We start from the raw sequence: 17789 nt of genomic DNA on the forward strand, positions 1-17789 counted from the left end.
CATCATGCTGAAACCTGTCCTGCTGGCGCTGGCCGCCTGCCTGCCGCTGTCCGCCGTTGCCGGCGACACCACCCTCGCCCGCGGCAGTGACTACGACTTCCTCACCCGCATGCCGACCGGCCTCGGCCCCGGCATCAGCATCGACCACATCGTGGCGCGCAAGGCCACACCGCAGGGCGACAAGCCGCAGGCCAGCGCCGTCGGCGTGCTGTTCGGCCTGCCGGTACCGGCGCTGTTGCGCCTGGACCTGGGCGGCAAGCTGGCCTATCTGGAGTCGGATGGTTACGCCAGCGCCGCCATGGTCGGCGGCCGCCTGACCATCGACCTGCCGGCCAGCACCGAGCTGTTCGCGCAGGGCTTCTACGCGCCGTCGTCGGCCGCCAGCGGCAGTGTGAAGTCGGTCAGCGACAGCATGGTCGGCCTGCGCTGGAGCCCGCTGAAGCTGGTCGGCGTCGAGGCCGGCTACCGCGTGTTCGAAGTGAAGCGCAACGACAGCCAGCGTGACCGCAGCATCGCCGACGGCGCCTACGCCGGGGTCAGCGTCGCGTTCTGATCACGCAGCGCCCGATAACAAACCGGCCCGACAGCATGCTGTCGGGCCGGTTTGCATTGCGGCCAACCTTGGCACTCAAAACGAGTTCACGATCCGGCGCGTTCACGCGGGAACAGGCGCCAACGACTGGGCAAGCGGTGTTTACCTGGTGGAAACCGCCATGCCGCAGCCATTTCTAATGCCGTCGCCCCTTCTCCGATCCGTGGCAGCAGAGATGCTCAGTGCAGCACGGTACGCTTCAGCCGTCGCATGCCCCACCACACCGCCAGCGCCACCAGCGGCACCGACAGCCCGGTGGCCAGCTCGGCATTGATCGGCGCGCCCAGCGCCTTGCCGGCCTTGAACAGATAGGACAGCAGGCCGATCGCGTAGTAGGTCAGCACCCCGACCGACAGCCCTTCCACCGTCTCCTGCAGCCGCAGCTGCAGTGCGGCACGCTTGTTCATGCTCGCCAAGAGCGCACGGTTCTGCGCCTCGTGCATCACCTCCACCCGCGTGCGCAGCAAGGCGGTGCTGCGCTGCAGCCGCGCCATCAGACGCTCCTGGCGCTTGGCCGCGGTGTCGCAGGTCTCCATCGCCGGCACCAGCCGCCGCTCCATGAATTCGCGGAACGGCTGCAGCCCCGGCAGCCGGCTTTCGCGCAGTTCGGTGATGCGCCGCTCCACCAGCTTGTAGTAGGCGCGCGCGGCGGCGAAGCGGTACTGGCTCTCGGCGATCAGCTGTTCGCCCTGCGCCGCCAGATCGGTCAGCTCGTCCAACAGCAAGGCGTCGGTATCGCTCTGCTCCGCCATACGCTGGGTGACGCTGCGCAGCTGGGTACCGAGGCGGCTCAATTCCGGTGCCTGCCGCTTCGCCTCCGGCAGCGCCAGCAGCGCCAGCAGGCGGTAGGTCTCGATCTCGAACAGGCGCTGCAGCATGCGGCCGGACTGCGACGGCCCCATGTCGCGGTCGATCACCACGTAGCGGCTGAAGCCTTCGGTCAGCCGTGCGTCCGGGTGCAGGCGCAGGTCGGTGTAGGCGACGCCGTTGTTGTCGCCGATCTCGGCGCCGATCAGGTCGTGGCCGCCGAACCAGCGCTGCGAGATCTCGCTGGCCGGCGCCTCCTGCGACGCCGGCAGCAGCACGGCGTGGATCGCCACCATCAGCTCGCCGGGCAGGCTGGCCAGCCAGTCCTTCGGCAGCCGGTCCAGCGCGGTGCGTTCGAACGGGTCGACGCAGTCGCCGGACAAGACAAAGGTGTAGCGCACGAATTCGGTATGCAGCGCCCAGCGCACGGTGAGGTCGCCGGCGATGCCGGTATGGTGCGCGCCGCGCGGATCCGGCAGCGGCAGGCCGAGGCGGCGGAACAGCTCGATGAAGGCGGCGCGTTGCGCGGTGTCGTCGTCGTCGAACAGCAGGGTCAGCGTGGAGAGCCGCGCCGGCGACGGAATGGCGATCGGGGGACGAGCATGGGCTTCGTCATTGAGCACCCGTCGTAACGGGTGGCTGGTGAGGGTTGTCATGATCTAGGCAGTGTCCAGTTGACGATGCTCTGTCGGCATCTGCACCGCAGCATAAACGGCGGCACCGGCCACCGCCAGCCCGCCAGCCGTGGCGGCACGGCAATCGCTCAGGAATACCACACCCGCTGGTACATTCTGCGCCCGGCACGCCGTCAGAACCTGTTCACGATCTGCTGCGACTTCATCTCAAATGGGGCGATGCCGCGTTAAAAACGCCTTCGGAAGGCTTGTTCATCTCTGGATAAACGCCGCTTCCCAGCCGTTTTCGCCTCGTCCCGCGTGAGCGCGCGAGATCGTGGACAGGTTCTCAGCGCGGCTTGTGGTGGGCCAGCAGTGCCAGCATCGCCTCGCGCACCACCGGGTTGCGGATCTGGCGCGCGGCGTCGTCGAAGGCGCTGACGCCGGCCTCGGACAGGGCAAAGGATTTCGGCTTGCGCAGCTTGGGCGGTGTCGGCAGCACCTTGACGCGCAGGCTGCGCAGCGGGTGGCCCTGCCGCTGCAGCGGCGCCAGCAGGCTGTTGCCGAGCAGCTTCAGCCGCGCGGCGACGGTGCTGTTGTGGGCGTAGACCACCAGTTCGCCGTCGCGCACGCAGGCCACCTGGCAGAACTGACCAAGTTGCCCCGGCAGCAGGCGCTTGAACGCGCGGTCCAGCGCCAGAATGGCGTGGGCGGCGGCGGTCAGGTCGGCCAGCTGCTTGTCGCGGCGGCTGAAGGCGGTGAGGTGCAGGCTGCTCATGATGAAGTCGGGCAAAGGGATAGCCGCAGTTTAGCGCTAAACCGCCCTGCCTGCCGTGCCATCCACGCCGCCACGCGGCGTGTACAAGGTTGGCCGCAACGGCGGCCGGGCGGCCGGCAATTCATCGCCATGCATCTTGATTCCGCGCAGAATCGGCCCCATCTATGCCGCTTATTCGTGTGCTACACTTTAAGCCATTTTTTTCGGCCCGCTGGCCGCTGGATGTTCAGACAATGATTTCGACGCTCCTTAAGAAAGTATTCGGCAGCCGCAACGAACGCCTGCTGAAGGAATACCGACAGGTTGTGGCGCGCATCAACGCCATGGAAAGCACCATGACCGCGCTGTCCGACGCAGCGCTGGCGGCCAAGACCACCGAGTTCCGGGAGCGTCATGCCAAGGGCGAAACGCTGGACGCGCTGCTGCCGGAGGCGTTCGCCGTCTGCCGCGAAGCCTCCCGCCGCGTGCTGAACATGCGCCACTTCGACGTGCAGCTGATCGGCGGCATGGTGCTGCACCAGGGCAAGATCGCCGAGATGCGTACCGGCGAGGGCAAGACCCTGGTCGGCACCCTGCCGGTGTACCTGAATGCGCTGTCCGGCAACGGCGTGCACGTGATCACCGTCAACGACTACCTGGCCAGCCGCGACGCCGGCATCATGGCCAAGCTGTACAACTTCCTCGGCCTGTCGGTCGGCGTCAATCTCAGCCAGATGGCGCACGACGCCAAGAAGGCCGCCTACGGCAGCGACATCACCTACGGCACCAACAACGAATTCGGCTTCGACTACCTGCGCGACAACATGGTGTTCTCGCTGGGCGAGAAGGTGCAGCGCAAGCTGAACTTCGCCGTGGTCGACGAAGTGGACTCCATCCTGATCGACGAGGCGCGCACGCCGCTGATCATCTCCGGTCCGGCCGACGACAACGTCGCCATGTACCAGCTGATCAACCAGGTACCACCGCGCCTGCAGAAGCAGGAAACCGAAGACGGCGAAGGCGACTACTGGGTCGACGAAAAAGCACACAGCGTGCTGCTGTCCGAAGCCGGCCACGAGCGCGCGGAACAGATCATGGCCGAAATGGGCCTGCTGCAGGACGGCGACAGCCTGTACTCGGCGGCCAACATCTCGCTGATGCATCACCTCGGCGCCGCGCTGAAGGCGCACGCGCTGTTCATGCGCGACCAGCACTACGTGGTGCAGGACGGCGAGGTGATCATCGTCGACGAATTCACCGGCCGCCTGATGTCCGGCCGCCGCTGGTCCGACGGCCTGCACCAGGCGGTGGAAGCCAAGGAAGGCGTGCAGATCAACCGCGAGAACCAGACGCTGGCGTCGATCACCTTCCAGAACTACTTCCGCCTGTACGGCAAGCTGTCCGGCATGACCGGCACCGCCGACACCGAAGCCTTCGAATTCCAGAGCATCTACGGCCTGGAAACGGTGGTGATCCCGACCAACCGTCCGATGGTGCGTATCGACAGCCAGGACAAGATCTACCGTTCCGCACGCGAAAAATACGCGGCCATCCTCGCCGACATCGGCGACTGCCAGCAGCGCGGCCAGCCGGTGCTGGTCGGCACCACCAGCATCGAAAACTCGGAAATCGTCGCCAAGCTGCTCGGCGATGCCGGCCTCACGCACAACGTGCTCAACGCCAAGGAACACGCGCGTGAAGCCGACATCATCGTGCAGGCCGGTCGTCCCGGCGTGATCACCGTCGCCACCAACATGGCCGGCCGCGGTACCGACATCGTACTCGGCGGCAACCCGGAGCCGGAAATCAAGGCGGTGGAAGCCGACGACAGCCTGTCCGACGCCGACAAGGCGGCGCGCATCGACGCCATCCGCAGCGACTGGAAACTGCGCCACGAACAGGTGCTGGCCGCCGGCGGCCTGCACATCATCGGTACCGAACGCCACGAATCGCGCCGTATCGACAACCAGCTGCGCGGCCGTGCCGGCCGCCAGGGCGACCCCGGCTCCAGCCGCTTCTACCTGTCGCTGGAAGACCCGCTGCTGCGCATCTTCGCCGGTGACCGCGTCGCGATGATCATGGACAAGCTGAAGATGCCGGACGGCGAGGCGATCGAGCACGCCTGGGTGACCCGCTCCATCGAGAACGCGCAGCGCAAGGTGGAAGGCCGCAACTTCGACATCCGCAAGCAGCTGCTGGAGTACGACGACGTCGCCAACGACCAGCGCAAGGTGATCTACCAGCAGCGCAACGAGATCCTGGAAGACCAGGACGTGTCCGCCATCGTCAGCAATATGCGCGACGACGTGCTGTCCGACCTCATCGACCAGCACATCCCGCCGGAATCGCTGGAAGAACAGTGGGACCTGCCGGGCCTGGAAAAGGCGCTGGACAGCGAGTTCCAGCTCGCCGCGCCGGTGGCGCAGTGGATCCAGGAACAGCCGACGCTGGACATTCCCGACATCAAGCAGCGCATTCTGGAGCTGGCCGCGGCCGCCTACCAGGACAAGATCAGCCAGGCCGGCGAAGCGGCGATGCGCCAGTTCGAGCATGGCCTAGTGTTGCAGATGCTGGACAACAACTGGCGCGAACACCTCGCCGCCATGGACCACCTGCGCCAGGGCATCCACCTGCGCGGCTACGCGCAGAAGAACCCGAAGCAGGAATACAAGCGCGAGGCGTTCGAACTGTTCGCCGGCATGCTGGACCGCATCAAGCGCAGCGTGGTCGGCGTGCTGATGACGGTACAGGTACGCAGCGAAGCCGACATGGAAGCGGTGGCCCCGCACCAGGTGGCCGGCATGGAACTGCACCACGACGAGCTGCCGTCGGCGGTCTCCGGCGAGGACAATCCGTTCTCTGCCGCCGCGCTGGCGGCACAGGGCCTGCGCATCGGTCGCAACGACGCCTGCCCGTGCGGCAGCGGCAAGCGCTACAAGCAGTGCCATGGCCAGCTGAGCTGAGCCGTAGCCAGCCCCACCACGCCGCCGTGACTCCGGTCACGGCGGCGTTTTTCATGGTGCCGCGCTGGTGCTGACGGTCAGCGCACACGGCCGAAGGTTGGCCGCAGCGCGCCCGATCTGTACGTCACCGCCCTGAGTGTGACCGCCCGGTCACGAGCAAGCCGAACGGCGGCAACGCCACCGCTGCCGGCGGTCATCGCCAGCGGCAGCGGCAGCGGCAGCGGCAGCGGCAGCAAGCTTGCGGCCAACCCTGGCCTGCTGCAGACCGCCTGCGGCGCACGACCATCTCGCACGCCCTACCCCACCGTAACGGGCTTGCCGTCCGCACTGCACTGCACTGCACTGCACGACACGACACGACACGACACGGCAATGGCACCAAGCTTTGCACCGCAGCGCACGCCACCGTGCGACACAAGCGTGATCACGCCCCCACAACAGCAGCCCCGCCCGAAAACGCCGCCGTCAACGCTGGCCAGCCGTCGCATCCCCCATGAAAAAACCCTGCCACCGCGGATGCGGCGACAGGGTGATGTTAAGGTTGGCCGCAGGCTTGCGGCCAAGCTTGTGTCAGGCCAGCAGGCAGGACGACTGGGTGTCGGCGCTCAGCCGGCGCAACTCCGGGCGTTCGCCGGCGCACTGCGCCTCCGCCAGCGGGCAGCGGGTGCGGAACACACAGCCGGACGGCGGGTTGATCGGGCTGGGCAGGTCGCCCTGCAGGATCTGGATCACCTTGTTGCGCTCCAGTTTCGGGTCCGGGATCGGGATCGCCGACAGCAGCGCGCGGGTATACGGGTGCGACGGTTTGTCGTACAGCGCATGCTTCTCCGCCAGCTCCATCTCGCGCCCCAGATACATCACCAGGATGCGGTCGGAAATGTGCTTCACCACCGCCAGGTCGTGGGCGATGAAGATCAGTGCCAGCCCCATCTCGCGCTGCAGTTCCTTCAGCAGGTTGATGATCTGCGCCTGGATCGACACGTCCAGCGCCGACACCGGCTCGTCGCAGATGATCAGCTTCGGCTCCAGGATCAGCGCGCGGGCGATGCCGATACGCTGGCACTGGCCGCCGGAGAACTCGTGCGGATAGCGGTTGATCATCTGCTCGCGCAGGCCGACCTTGACCATCATCGCGCGCACGCGCTTCATCACTTCCTCGGACGACAGCTCCGGGCGGTGCACGCGCAGCGGCTCGCCGATGATCTGGGCGATGGTCATGCGCGGGTTGAGCGAGGCCAGCGGGTCCTGGAAGATCATCTGGATGTCGCGGCGCACCGCCAGCCAGTCTTTTTCGCTGCCCTGGCGCAGGTCCTTGCCCATCCACACGATCTCGCCGGCGGTGGCCGGGATCAGGTTGAGGATGGAACGCGCCAGAGTCGACTTGCCGCAACCGGACTCGCCGACCACGCCCAGCGTCTCGCCTTCGTACAGGTCGAAGCTGACGCCGTCGACCGCCTTCAGCGTTTTCTTCGGCGTCCACGGCCAGTCGTTGCCGCCCTTGACCTTGAAGTGCACCTTGACGTCGCGCACCGAGAGAATCAGTTTCTTGTCAGACATGGGCCACTACCTCGACGGACGGTTTCAGCTCCTGCGGTGCCTTGTGACAAGCGCGCAGCACGGCAGGGTTGGCCGCAGAGGCAGCCAGTGGCGGCAGCGTGCTGATGCACAGCTCGCTGACATGGGTGCAGCGTTCAGAGAACGGACAGCCCTTCGGCATGTTGGCCATGTTCGGCGGATTGCCGGGGATGCTGACCAGTTCGCTGCCGTCGTGGTCCAGCCGCGGCAGCGCGCCGAGCAAACCAATGGTGTACGGGTGCGACGGCTGGTAGAAGATGTCGTTGGCGCTACCGTATTCCATCACCCGGCCGCCATACATCACCATCACTTTTTCGCACAAGCCGGCCACCACGCCCAGATCGTGGGTGATCATCACGATGGCGGTGCCGAAGTCGCGCTGCAGGTCCTTCAGCAGGCTGAGGATCTGTGCCTGCACCGTCACGTCCAGCGCGGTGGTCGGCTCGTCGGCGATCAGGATTTCCGGCTCGCACAGTAGTGCCATCGCGATCATCACGCGCTGGCGCATGCCGCCGGAGAACTCGTGCGGGTACATGTCGACGCGGCGGGCCGCCTCGGGAATGCGCACCGCTTCCAGCAGGCTGATGGCGCGCTTTTTCGCCTCGCGCCGGGTCATGCCCTTGTGCAGCTCCAGCACCTCGGTCATCTGCCGCTCCACCGTCAGGTAGGGGTTCAGCGAGGTCATCGGGTCCTGGAAGATCATCGACACGCGGTCGCCGCGGATCGCGTTCAGCTGGCGCGGGCTCATCGTCAGCAGGTTCTGGCCGTTGTACAGCGCTTCGCCACTGGCTTTGCCGTTCTTGGCCAACAGACCCATCATCGCCAGCACGCTCTGGCTCTTGCCGGAGCCGGATTCGCCGACGATGCCCAGCGTCTGGCCGGCCTGCAGGTCGAAGCTGACGCCGTTGACGGCGCTGACCAGACCGTCGGGGGTCTGGAACTGCACGCCGAGATTGTTTACTTGTAACAGGCTCATGCTGTTCTCCTCTTATCGGTCTTTCGGGTCCAGTGCGTCACGCATGCCGTCGCCGATATAGTTGGCGCAGTACAGGGTGAGCGACAGCATGGCCGCAGGGAACAGCAGCATCCACGGTGTGGTTTCCATCACCCCGGTGCCGTCTTCGATCAGTACGCCCCAGCTGGTCATCGGCTCCTGCACGCCGAGGCCCAGGAAGGACAGCACCGATTCGGTGAGGATCACGCCCGGCACCGTCACCGTGGTGTAGATCACCACGATGCCCAGCAGGTTGGGCACCACGTGGCGGAAGATGATGCTGCCGGTGGACACGCCGATGGCACGCGCCGCTTCGACGAACTCCTTCGACTTCACCGACAGCGTCTGGCCGCGCACCACGCGCGCCATGTCCATCCACGAGAACACGGTGATGGTCAGCACCACCAGGTAGAACTCGCGACCGAGCAGGGTCACCATCAGGATGGCGATCAGCAGGTAGGGCACCGCGTACATCATGTCGACGATGCGCATCATCACGGTATCGACTTTGCCGCCGAGGAAGCCGGCGGTGGCGCCCCACACGATGCCGATGGTGACCGAGGCGATGGTGGCCATCAGGCCGACCATCAGCGAGATGCGGCCGCCGATCAGGGTGCGTACCAGCAGGTCGCGGCCGAGGTCGTCGGTGCCGAACAGGTGCAGGTTGTGCCAGGTCGGCGCCATCGCCATCGCATCCCAGTCGGTGTCCTCGTAGCTGTGCGGCAGCAGCATCGGCCCGAAGACACAGGCCAGCACCACCAGCGACAGCAGGATCAGGCTGACCACGGCCGCCTTGTTACGCAGGAAACGTTCGCGGGCATCGGCCCACGGGCTGCGGCCTTCGACCGCGGCCATGCTCAGGTTGGCCGCCATGGCCTCGGCCACCGCCTTTTGTTTACTTCTGAACAACATGTGCAAGCCCTCGCTCAGTAGCGGATTTTCGGGTCGAGATACGCGTAGGCGAGGTCAACCAGCAGATTGAGAATCACCGCGAACACGGTCACCAGTACCACCAGCCCCAGCACCAGCGTGTAGTCGCGGTTGGAGGCGCCGTTGATGATCAGCTTGCCCAGCCCCGGCAGCGAGAACACCGACTCGGTGACCACCGCCGAGGTGATCGACGAGATCGCCAGCGGGCCGAGCACCGACACCACCGGCATCAGCGCCGGCTTCAGCGCGTGGCGGAACACGATGGTCCGCAGCGGCAGGCCCTTGGCGCGCGCGGTGCGGATGAAGTTGCTGTTCAGCACCTCGATCAGGCTGCCGCGCATCACGCGGCCGATGGTGGACACGTTGATGAAGGTCAGCAGCGCGATCGGCAGCACCATGTAGCGCGGGTCGAAGTCGTTCCAGCCGCCGGCCGGCAGCACGCTCAGCCAGATGGCGAACAGCAGGATCAGCACCGGGCCGATCACGAAGGAGGGGAAGGCGCTGCCGAGGTTGCCGACCAGCATCACGAAGTAGTCGATCAGGCTGTTCTGGCGCAGCGCGGCGATGATGCCCAGCGCCACACCGATGACCACCGACAGCAGCAGTGCACCGCCGCCGATGGCCAGCGATACCGGCAGCGCATTGCCCACCAGCTCGTTGACGCTCCAGTCGGCGTAACGGAAAGAAGCCCCCAGATCGCCTTGCAGCAGGCTCTTGAGGTAGAGGAGGTATTGTTGCCACAGCGGCAGGTCCAGATGGTACTTGGCCTGCAGGTTGGCCATCACCGCAGCGGAAACCTTGCGTTCGGTGTCAAACGGGCCACCGGGGGTGGCGTGCAGCATCAGGTAACAGACGGTGATGACGAGCAACAACGTGGGAATCGTCATCAGCACGCGTCGTAAAGCGTAAGACCACATGGGAGTACTCCAGGACGGATAGCGCTTTGCATTGCAGCAATGCAGGCAGGCAAGCGGCAGCAGCACCGCAGGTCGCGGCAGTGCAGCAATCGCCATCACTTCAAACCAGACCGGGTGGCCCCGTCACGGAGCACACCCGGTCTGCGCACATCAGGGGCAAGCCCCGTCAGACTGCCATCAACTCAGCTTAGTGCTTGATGATGTACAGGTCCTTGCTGCGATAGCGGTCCATCGGATTCTTGGTGGTGTAGCCGCCGACGTAGGATTTCACCAGCCGCGGTACGGTGTACTGCAGCAGCGGGATCATCGGGTAGTCATCCATGATCAGCTTGGTGGCCTGGGTCAGCAGCTGCTTGCGCTGGGCCGGATTCTGCGCCAGGTTGCCCTGCTTGATCAGTGCTTCGGCCTTCGGATTGCAGTTGAAGTTGTCGTTCTGCTCGGAACCGCACTGCACCAGGGTCAGGAAGGTGGTGGCGTCGTTGTAGTCGGCCACCCAGCCGTTGCGGCCGATCTGGTAGTCGCCGTCATGGCGCTTCTTCAGCAGCACCTTGAATTCCATGTTTTCCAGCTCGGTGTTGAGGCCGAGCTTGGTCTTCCATTCCGAAGCGGCGAAGATCGCCATCTTCTTGTGGTATTCACTGGTGTTGTAGCTGAACTTGACCTTGCTGCCCGGCTTCACGCCGGCGGCGGCCAGCAGCTTCTTGGCTTCGGCCACGCGCTGCGCCATCGGCCACTTGGCCCAGTCGTAGCTGGTCACATCGGCGCCGTTGGTGCCGCGCACGATGGCGCTGTAGGCCGGTACCTGGCCGTCGGCGGTGATCTTGGTGGCGAGGATGTCACGGTCGATGACCATGTTCAGCGCCTTGCGCACGCGCACGTCCTTCATCACCGGGTCCTTGTGGTTCAGACCGTAGTAACGCAGGCCCAGCATCGGCGCGTTGCGGATGTCTTTCGGCAGCTCGGCCTTGTACTTCTCGTAGGTGCCTGGTGGCAGCTGGTACACCCAGTCGTTTTCACCGGACAGGAACATCTTCACGTCGGCAAAACCGTCTTCGATCGGCAGGTAGGTGACGCGGGTCAGCTGCACGTTCTTGTTGTCCCAGTACTGCGGGTTCTTGGCCAGCACCACCTTGCTGTTGACCTGCCACTCCTTCAGCACGAAGGCGCCGTTGCTGACCATATTGCCCGGCTTGACCCAGTCCTTGCCGAACTTGTCGATGGCCGCTTTCGGTACCGGGCCCAGCTGGCCGTTGGATACCACTTCCGGCAGGAAGGCCACCGGGTACGGGGTCTTGATTTCGAGGGTGAACTTGTCGAGCGCCTTGACGCCGACATCGCTTACCGGCTTCTTGCCTTCGGCGGCTTCAACACCGTTGAGCAGGAAGGTGCCGTAGGTGGTGGCGTAGGTGGAGGCGGTCTTCGGATCGAGGAAACGACGAATACCATAGACAAAATCATCAGCGGTCACGCTGGAGCCATCCGACCATTTCGCGTTCTTGCGCAGGGTGAATACCCAGGTGGTCGGGTCTTTCTGCTTCCAGGACTCGGCCACACCCGGCACGACCTTGCCTTCGTTGTCGGTGGCGGTCAGGCCTTCGAACAGGTCACGGACGAGGTTGTTGGCACCCACCGACTCGGCGATGGCCGGATCCAGCGATTCCGCTTCGGAACCGTTGTTGCGCACGATTTCCTGCTTGGCGGCCAGCGGGGTACCGGCCGGTACCTTGGCGGCAAACGCGGCGCCGGACACGCCCAGGCCCAGGGCAACGGATGCTGCCAACACACTGATTGTCATGGTTTTTTTCATATTCTCCTGCTCTCCTTGAAACGACGAGGGCCAACCCCAGGCTGGCCCTCAGCACGATATGGATACAATACGCAAAGGCGAGGCAATTATGCCCAGCCATAAAGTGCGCCACAAGCACTAAAACATGAACTAGCCACCACGACAAGCAAAAAGCGTGGCATTTCTTTCACAGAATCCGAGTAGAAACACCACATTTATGCCAAGGCATGAGCCCTACTCATGCCAGGCATTTCCAAAACACATGCTCGCCGGCGCGCAGCGGCACCAGCGTGTCGTTGCCGTAGGTGATTTCCGCCGGCACCTGCCAGCTTTCCTTCACCAGGGTGATGGTGTCGCTGTTGCGCGGCAGGCCGTAGAACGCCGGGCCGTTGAAGCTGGCGAACGCCTCCAGCTTGTCCAGCGCACCGGCGGCCTCGAACGCCTCGGCGTACAGCTCGATGGCGGCATTGGCGGTGTACATGCCGGCGCAGCCGCAGGCGTTTTCCTTGGTGTGGCGCGCGTGCGGCGCGCTGTCGGTGCCGAGGAAGAACTTGTCGCTGCCGCTGGTCGCCGCCTTCAGCAGCGCTTCGCGGTGCCGCTCGCGCTTGAGCACCGGCAGGCAGTAGTGGTGCGGACGGATGCCGCCGGTGAACAGCGCATTGCGGTTCATCAGCAGGTGGTGGGCGGTGATGGTGGCGGCAACGTTGGCCGCAGCGCCGGCGACATACTCCGCCGCCTGTTGTGTGGTGATGTGCTCGAACACCACGCGCAGTTGCGGCAGGCGCGTCATCAGCGGCTCGAACACGGTGTCGATGAACACCGCCTCGCGGTCGAACACGTCCACGGCAGGGTCGGTCACTTCGCCGTGCACCAAGAGCGGCATGCCGACTTCGGCCATCGCTTCCAGCGCCGCCATCGCGTTGTTCACGTCGCGCACGCCAGCGTCGGAATTGGTGGTGGCGCCGGCCGGGTACAGCTTGATGCCGTGCACGAAGCCGCTTTCCTTGGCCTTGCATACCTCGTCGGCGCTGGTGGTTTCGGTCAGGTACAGCGTCATCAGCGGCTCGAAATTGCTGCCGGCCGGACGCGCGGCCAGGATGCGCTCGCGGTAGGCGGCGGCGGCCTCGACGGTGGTCACCGGCGGTTTCAGGTTGGGCATGATGATGGCGCGGCCCATCTGGCGACAGGTATCGGGCAGCACCGCCGCCAGCGCCTCGCCATCACGGATGTGCAGGTGCCAGTCGTCGGGGCGGGTAATGGTCAGTTGCATGGCAAAACCTTTCTTGAATAAAAAGCGGGCGCCGCCGTGGCAACGCCGGTGGTGTCTTATTTGCGGCGGATCACCAGCAGGAAGCGGCCGTCGTCGGTGGTGGACGACTCCAGCAGCGCATTGCCGGTCTGGCGGCAAAAGGCCTCGAAATCCTTCGGCGCACCGGGGTCGGTGGCGATGGCGGACAGCACCTGGCCGCTGGTCAGGCCGGCCAGCGCCTTTTTCGCGCGCAGTATCGGCAGCGGACAATTGAGACCGGACAGGTCGAGGTGAAGATCTGGCTGCATGAAAACTATCCCCTGCCATTACACGTTACAATGAAGCGATCTATTTTAAGGTGCGCCGGCAGATTGCCCAAGTGCGCAATACCATTATATGTGTGTGATTGCCCTCGCCTACCAGACCGCAGCCTGCGGGCCGCTGCTGGTGGCGGCCAACCGTGACGAGTATTACGCCCGCCCCACCGCGGCGCTGGATTTCTGGCGCCCGGAACATCCGGACGTGCTCGGCGGCCGCGATTTGCAGGCCGGCGGCAGCTGGTTGGCGATGGACGTACGCGGCCGCTTTGCCGCCGTCACCCACATCCGCGAAGGCCATGCCCGCAGCGCGGCGCGCTCGCGCGGCGAGCTGGTCAAGCGCTTTGTCAGCGGCGATGAATCGGCGCTGGAATTCGCCGCCTGGCTCAAGGCCGAGCACCGCCAGTTCGCCCCGTTCAACCTGCTGTTCGGCGAGATCCGCAACCTGTTGCACTTCAACAGCCGCAGCGGCATGCTCAACCGCGTGCCGCCGGGCATCCACGTGCTGTCCAATGCCGACATGAACAGCCGCTGGTTCAAGTGCGAACAGCTGCGCGCCAAGCTGCAGCAGCAGACACGGCCGCCGGCGGAAAACGACATCCTGCGCTGGCTGAGCGACCCGACCCCGGCACCGGTGGAACAATTACCCAATACCGGCGTCGGTCTGGCATTGGAAAAGATGCTGTCGCCGGTGTTCATCAACGGCCGCGACTACGGCACCCGCGCCTCGTCGGTACTGATGCTGAACGCGCGCAGCGAATTAAGCTTTACCGAAGTCAGCTGGGGACTGGGTGGCCGTGAAAGCGGTCGCCGTCGCCAGACCATGCGCCTCACTCCCAACAGGAACTCATGATCGTGAAATACCTTGCCCCTGCCCTTGTCATCGCCGTTGCGGCCAACCTTGCCGTGGCCAGCTCCCTGGGTAAAGACCGCCCGGTCCACAGCAAGCAGAACTGGTACGAGGAAGAAGCCCCGTGGCAGGAAGCCAGCGTGCCGCTGGCCGACTATCCGGCCAGCTTCGACTGGCGCGAGATCGAGATGCCGGGCGAGGTCAAACAACGCGTGTTCATCGATGCCGGCTCGATCCAGGTCGGCAGCGATGGCGTCACCCGTTTCAGCCTGCGCCAGCTGAGCAGCAAGGGCGCGGAGAACATCAGCCGTGAAGGCGTGCACTGCAACGAGCGCAGCCTGCGCAGCTACGGCTTTGCCGACCCCGAGGGCAAGCGCTGGATCGAGTCGACCAAGGCCAAATGGCAGAAGGCCAGCTTTGGCGATCCTTTCCGCCAGACCATGCTGAAGAACCTGTGCCCGGACGGCCTGGCGCCACGCAACGCCGAAGCGCTGCTTACCAACCTGAACAAGCCGGACGCCAGACCGCGCAAAAAGTAAACGGATGCTGCCATGACCGCCTCAGCCACCACCCTGTCGCCCGGCCACAGCCTGCTCGGCCCCGCCCAGATCCTGCTCTCCGCGGTGGCCTTCGGCGCGATGGCGATCTTTGCCAAACAGGCTTACGCCGACGGCGTCAGTACCGGCAGCCTGCTGTTCCTGCGCTTCCTGGTGGCCGGGCTGCTGTTGCTGCCGTGGGTGCTGTGGCGGCGGCTGCCGTGGCCGCGCGGCCGTAGCCTGCTGACGCTGATCGCGATGGGCGCGGTCGGCTACGCCGGCATGTCGGCCTGTTATTTCAATGCGCTGCACTACGCCTCGGCCGGCACCGTGGCGCTGCTGCTGTACCTGTTTCCGGTGATCGTGATCCTGCTCTCCAGCCTGCTCGGCGAGCCGCTGACCCGGCGCCGCCTGCTGGCGCTGCTGCTGGCGCTGGGCGGGCTGGCGGTCACCATCGGGCTGGAGTGGTCGACCTCACTGCGCGGCCTGCTGCTGGGGCTGGGCGCGGCGCTGATCTACGCGCTATACATCCTGGCCGGCAGCCGCCTGCGCGAGCGCGGCCACCCGCTCGCTGCCGCCTGCGTGGTGACGCTGTCGGCAGCACTGTGCAATGGCATCGTGGTCAGCCTGCAGGGGCTGCAGCCGCCGGCGAGCGGCAGCGGCGTGCTGGCCATTGCGCTGATCGCGCTGATTTCCACCGTGATTGCCATCACGCTGTTCCTGGCCGGACTGGAAAAAACCGACGCCACCCAGGCCTCGCTGCTATCGACGGTGGAGCCGGTAGTCACCGTGCTGCTGGCGGCGGTGTTCCTGCACGAAGCCGTCACCCTGTCGCAGCTGGCCGGCGGCGCGCTGATCCTGGCGGCGGTGGTGGTGATCAGCCGCGAACGCAAGCCGGCGGAGCTGACACTCACCGAGTGACAGGCGGCCAGTCGACACGGTTTTTCCCGACAGAGACAGCGGCACCGGTATAATCTGCCGCTGTTTTTCGAATTAGGGTGTCATCGTGTCCGATCGTCTTGCCGTATTGCCGCAATACCTGCTGCCCAAGCAGGCGCTGACCGCCTTTGCCGGCCGGGTTGCCAATGCCCGTGGCGGCGAGCGCACCACGCGGCTGATCCGCTGGTTCGTGCGCCGTTACCAGGTCAACATGGCGGAAGCCGCCAATCCGGACATCGCCAGCTACGACACCTTCAATGCCTTCTTCACCCGCGCGCTGCGCGACGGCGTGCGGCCGCAGGCGGACGCGGCGCTGACCTGCCCGGTGGACGGCGCCATCAGCCAGTTCGGCCACATCGCGCAGGACCAGATCTTCCAGGCCAAGGGCCACCACTACTCCACCACCGCGCTGCTCGGCGGCGACGCCAGCCTGGCGGCACAGTTCGCCGACGGCCAGTTCGCCACCATCTACCTCAGCCCGCGCGACTACCACCGCATCCACATGCCGTGCGACGGCACGCTGCGGCGCATGATCTACGTGCCTGGCGCGCTGTTCTCGGTCAACCCGACCACCGCGCGCGGCGTGCCCGGCCTGTTCGCGCGCAACGAGCGCGTGGTGTGCGTGTTCGACACCGCGTTCGGCACTATGGTGCTGACCCTGGTCGGTGCCACCGTGGTCGGCAGCATGGCCACCAGCTGGCACGGCGTGGTCAATCCGCCGCGCCGCAGCGAGGTCACCGAGTGGTCCTATACCGGCCAGCACATCACCCTCAAGCAGGGTGAGGAAATGGGCCGCTTCCTGCTCGGCTCCACCGTGGTGCTGCTGTTCCCGCAGCACAGCATGGCGTTCAACCCGGCCTGGCTGCCGACCAAGCCGGTGCGCCTGGGCGAAGCGATGAGCACACCGCGCTAAGAAGGCCCCGTCCCAATGCAAAACCGCGCGGCGATCACTCGCAGCGCGGTTTTTTCATGCGGCCAACCTTCAGACCACGTCGGGCAGGCGGTGGAAGCTGGACGGCACGTCATGCTCGTCGCTGAAGCTGACGAACTCCCACGCCTCCGGCGTATCCAGCAGTACGCGCAGCAGCTTGTTGTTGAGCGCATGGCCGGACTTGTGGCCGCTGAAGGCGGCGATCAGCGGATGGCCGACGATGTACAGGTCGCCGATGGCATCGAGGATCTTGTGGCGCACGAACTCGTCCGGAAAACGCAGCCCTTCCGGATTGAGCACGTACTCGTCGTCGATCACGATGGCGTTGTTGAGGTTACCGCCGCGGCCGAGACCGTGGCTACGCATGTACTCGACCTCGTGCATGAAGCCGAAGGTGCGCGCGCGGCTGATCTCGTCGATGTAGGAACGGTGGGCGAAATCGATGTGCACCGTCTGCGGCGCACGGTTGAACGCCGGATGGTTGAACTCGATCGACAGCTCGACACTGAAGCCGTCGTGCGGCGCCAGCCGTACCCACTTGTCGCCTTCCACCACCTCGACCACCTGCTTGACGCGGATGAAGCGCTTCGGCTTGTCCTGGTCGACGATGCCGGCGCTTTGCAGCAGGAAGATGAACGGCGCGGCGGAGCCATCCATGATGGGCATCTCCGCCGCGGTGACGTCGATCAGCAGGTTATCAATGCCCAGCCCTGCAAAAGCGGACATCAGGTGTTCGATGGTGCCGATACGCACGCCGGTCTCGGAGACCAGCGTCGAGGAGAGGCGCGTATCGTTCACCAGCGAAGGATGCACTTTGACACTGACCGGCTCGGGCAGGTCAGTACGGCGAAACACGATGCCGGTATCGGGCGCCGCCGGGTTCAGGGTCAGTTTCACCCTTTCTCCCGAATGCAGGCCTACGCCGGTCGCGCTGATCGCTTTTTTCAAGGTGCGCTGCAAAATCATCACATGCTTTCAAGCCGTTACAGTGACACCGATTCTAGCACAGCTCGCGCTAGTGCTTTATTGATT

16 protein-coding genes are annotated in these 17789 nt (G+C 65.2%); 6 read left to right on the forward strand and 10 right to left on the reverse strand.

The window, feature by feature from the left end; all coding sequences use genetic code 11:
* Positions 1 to 4: 4 nt before the first annotated feature.
* Positions 5 to 553, forward strand: a complete 549-nt coding sequence (locus C8E02_RS06880) for a YfaZ family outer membrane protein (protein ID WP_047965947.1) — start codon at positions 5 to 7, stop codon at positions 551 to 553.
* Between the two features lie 218 nt (positions 554 to 771).
* Here the strand turns inward: C8E02_RS06880 and C8E02_RS06885 are convergent, their stop codons facing one another.
* Both C8E02_RS06885 and C8E02_RS06890 read right to left on the reverse strand, forming a co-directional pair.
* Entirely contained in the window at positions 772 to 2055 is a 1284-nt protein-coding gene (locus C8E02_RS06885) for a DUF3422 family protein (protein ID WP_120810219.1), read from the reverse strand.
* A 307-nt stretch (positions 2056 to 2362) separates the two neighbouring features.
* Positions 2363 to 2791, reverse strand: a complete 429-nt coding sequence (locus C8E02_RS06890) for a DciA family protein (protein WP_047965945.1) — start codon at positions 2789 to 2791, stop codon at positions 2363 to 2365.
* Between the two features lie 233 nt (positions 2792 to 3024).
* Here C8E02_RS06890 and secA point away from each other — a divergent pair, with 233 nt between their 5' ends.
* On the forward strand, positions 3025 to 5733 hold the full coding sequence (gene secA / locus C8E02_RS06895; RefSeq protein ID WP_120810220.1) for a preprotein translocase subunit SecA: 2709 nt from the start codon (positions 3025 to 3027) through the stop codon (positions 5731 to 5733).
* Between the two features lie 570 nt (positions 5734 to 6303).
* Here secA and oppF read toward each other — a convergent pair.
* The 7 genes from oppF to C8E02_RS06930 form a co-directional block, all read right to left on the reverse strand.
* A complete protein-coding gene (gene oppF / locus C8E02_RS06900; protein WP_120810221.1) occupies positions 6304 to 7290 on the reverse strand; it encodes a murein tripeptide/oligopeptide ABC transporter ATP binding protein OppF in 987 nt (328 codons plus the stop codon).
* Positions 7283 to 8284: an oligopeptide/dipeptide ABC transporter ATP-binding protein gene (locus C8E02_RS06905; protein ID WP_047965942.1), complete on the reverse strand. Its 1002-nt coding sequence runs from the start codon at positions 8282 to 8284 to the stop codon at positions 7283 to 7285. The genes oppF and C8E02_RS06905 overlap by 8 nt, the downstream gene beginning before the upstream one ends.
* Positions 8285 to 8296: 12 nt before the next feature.
* Positions 8297 to 9214 (reverse strand): ABC transporter permease, encoded by a 918-nt coding sequence (locus C8E02_RS06910; RefSeq protein WP_082133630.1) that lies wholly within the window; start codon positions 9212 to 9214, stop codon positions 8297 to 8299.
* 14 nt (positions 9215 to 9228) lie between these two features.
* Complete coding sequence (gene oppB / locus C8E02_RS06915; protein ID WP_120810222.1) at positions 9229 to 10149, reverse strand: oligopeptide ABC transporter permease OppB; 921 nt, start codon at positions 10147 to 10149, stop codon at positions 9229 to 9231.
* Positions 10150 to 10336: 187 nt separating this feature from the next.
* Positions 10337 to 11944, reverse strand: a complete 1608-nt coding sequence (locus tag C8E02_RS06920) for a peptide ABC transporter substrate-binding protein (RefSeq protein ID WP_211329189.1) — start codon at positions 11942 to 11944, stop codon at positions 10337 to 10339.
* A gap of 229 nt (positions 11945 to 12173) precedes the next feature.
* Positions 12174 to 13205, reverse strand: a complete 1032-nt coding sequence (gene pyrC / locus C8E02_RS06925) for a dihydroorotase (RefSeq protein ID WP_120810224.1) — start codon at positions 13203 to 13205, stop codon at positions 12174 to 12176.
* Positions 13206 to 13261: 56 nt separating this feature from the next.
* The gene (locus tag C8E02_RS06930; RefSeq protein ID WP_047965939.1) at positions 13262 to 13492 is read right to left on the reverse strand and encodes a sulfurtransferase TusA family protein; all 231 of its coding nucleotides are present in this window, start codon (positions 13490 to 13492) and stop codon (positions 13262 to 13264) included.
* 88 nt (positions 13493 to 13580) lie between these two features.
* On the opposite strand from C8E02_RS06930, the gene C8E02_RS06935 reads away from it, so the two are divergent.
* The 4 genes from C8E02_RS06935 (at position 13581) to asd (ending at position 16739) form a co-directional block, all read left to right on the forward strand.
* Positions 13581 to 14354 carry an NRDE family protein gene (locus tag C8E02_RS06935; protein ID WP_120810225.1) on the forward strand — a complete coding sequence of 258 codons (774 nt, stop codon included), beginning with the start codon at positions 13581 to 13583 and terminating at the stop codon, positions 14352 to 14354.
* A 2-nt stretch (positions 14355 to 14356) separates the two neighbouring features.
* Positions 14357 to 14890 carry a CNP1-like family protein gene (locus C8E02_RS06940; RefSeq protein WP_170152122.1) on the forward strand — a complete coding sequence of 178 codons (534 nt, stop codon included), beginning with the start codon at positions 14357 to 14359 and terminating at the stop codon, positions 14888 to 14890.
* A gap of 12 nt (positions 14891 to 14902) precedes the next feature.
* Positions 14903 to 15808 carry a DMT family transporter gene (locus C8E02_RS06945; RefSeq protein ID WP_120810227.1) on the forward strand — a complete coding sequence of 302 codons (906 nt, stop codon included), beginning with the start codon at positions 14903 to 14905 and terminating at the stop codon, positions 15806 to 15808.
* A gap of 85 nt (positions 15809 to 15893) precedes the next feature.
* Positions 15894 to 16739 (forward strand): archaetidylserine decarboxylase, encoded by an 846-nt coding sequence (gene asd / locus C8E02_RS06950; protein WP_120810228.1) that lies wholly within the window; start codon positions 15894 to 15896, stop codon positions 16737 to 16739.
* Between the two features lie 69 nt (positions 16740 to 16808).
* On the opposite strand, the gene lpxC is transcribed toward asd, so the two are convergent.
* A complete protein-coding gene (lpxC, locus tag C8E02_RS06955) occupies positions 16809 to 17720 on the reverse strand; it encodes a UDP-3-O-acyl-N-acetylglucosamine deacetylase (protein WP_170152125.1) in 912 nt (303 codons plus the stop codon).
* Positions 17721 to 17789: the final 69 nt, after the last annotated feature.

This window comes from Vogesella indigofera (assembly GCF_003633895.1).
Classification (GTDB): domain Bacteria; phylum Pseudomonadota; class Gammaproteobacteria; order Burkholderiales; family Chromobacteriaceae; genus Vogesella; species Vogesella indigofera.

Excerpts from the sequence above, each read along its gene's own strand:
- C8E02_RS06880 (WP_047965947.1), top strand. The coding sequence starts at position 5 with ATGCTGAAACCTGTCCTGCTGGCGCTGGCCGCCTGCCTGCCGCTGTCC.
- C8E02_RS06885 (WP_120810219.1), bottom strand. The coding sequence starts at position 2,055 with ATGACAACCCTCACCAGCCACCCGTTACGACGGGTGCTCAATGACGAA.
- C8E02_RS06890 (WP_047965945.1), bottom strand. The coding sequence starts at position 2,791 with ATGAGCAGCCTGCACCTCACCGCCTTCAGCCGCCGCGACAAGCAGCTG.
- secA (WP_120810220.1), top strand. The coding sequence starts at position 3,025 with ATGATTTCGACGCTCCTTAAGAAAGTATTCGGCAGCCGCAACGAACGC.
- oppF (WP_120810221.1), bottom strand. The coding sequence starts at position 7,290 with ATGTCTGACAAGAAACTGATTCTCTCGGTGCGCGACGTCAAGGTGCAC.
- C8E02_RS06905 (WP_047965942.1), bottom strand. The coding sequence starts at position 8,284 with ATGAGCCTGTTACAAGTAAACAATCTCGGCGTGCAGTTCCAGACCCCC.
- C8E02_RS06910 (WP_082133630.1), bottom strand. The coding sequence starts at position 9,214 with ATGTTGTTCAGAAGTAAACAAAAGGCGGTGGCCGAGGCCATGGCGGCC.
- oppB (WP_120810222.1), bottom strand. The coding sequence starts at position 10,149 with ATGTGGTCTTACGCTTTACGACGCGTGCTGATGACGATTCCCACGTTG.
- C8E02_RS06920 (WP_211329189.1), bottom strand. The coding sequence starts at position 11,944 with ATGACAATCAGTGTGTTGGCAGCATCCGTTGCCCTGGGCCTGGGCGTG.
- pyrC (WP_120810224.1), bottom strand. The coding sequence starts at position 13,205 with ATGCAACTGACCATTACCCGCCCCGACGACTGGCACCTGCACATCCGT.
- C8E02_RS06930 (WP_047965939.1), bottom strand. The coding sequence starts at position 13,492 with ATGCAGCCAGATCTTCACCTCGACCTGTCCGGTCTCAATTGTCCGCTG.
- C8E02_RS06935 (WP_120810225.1), top strand. The coding sequence starts at position 13,581 with ATGTGTGTGATTGCCCTCGCCTACCAGACCGCAGCCTGCGGGCCGCTG.
- C8E02_RS06945 (WP_120810227.1), top strand. The coding sequence starts at position 14,903 with ATGACCGCCTCAGCCACCACCCTGTCGCCCGGCCACAGCCTGCTCGGC.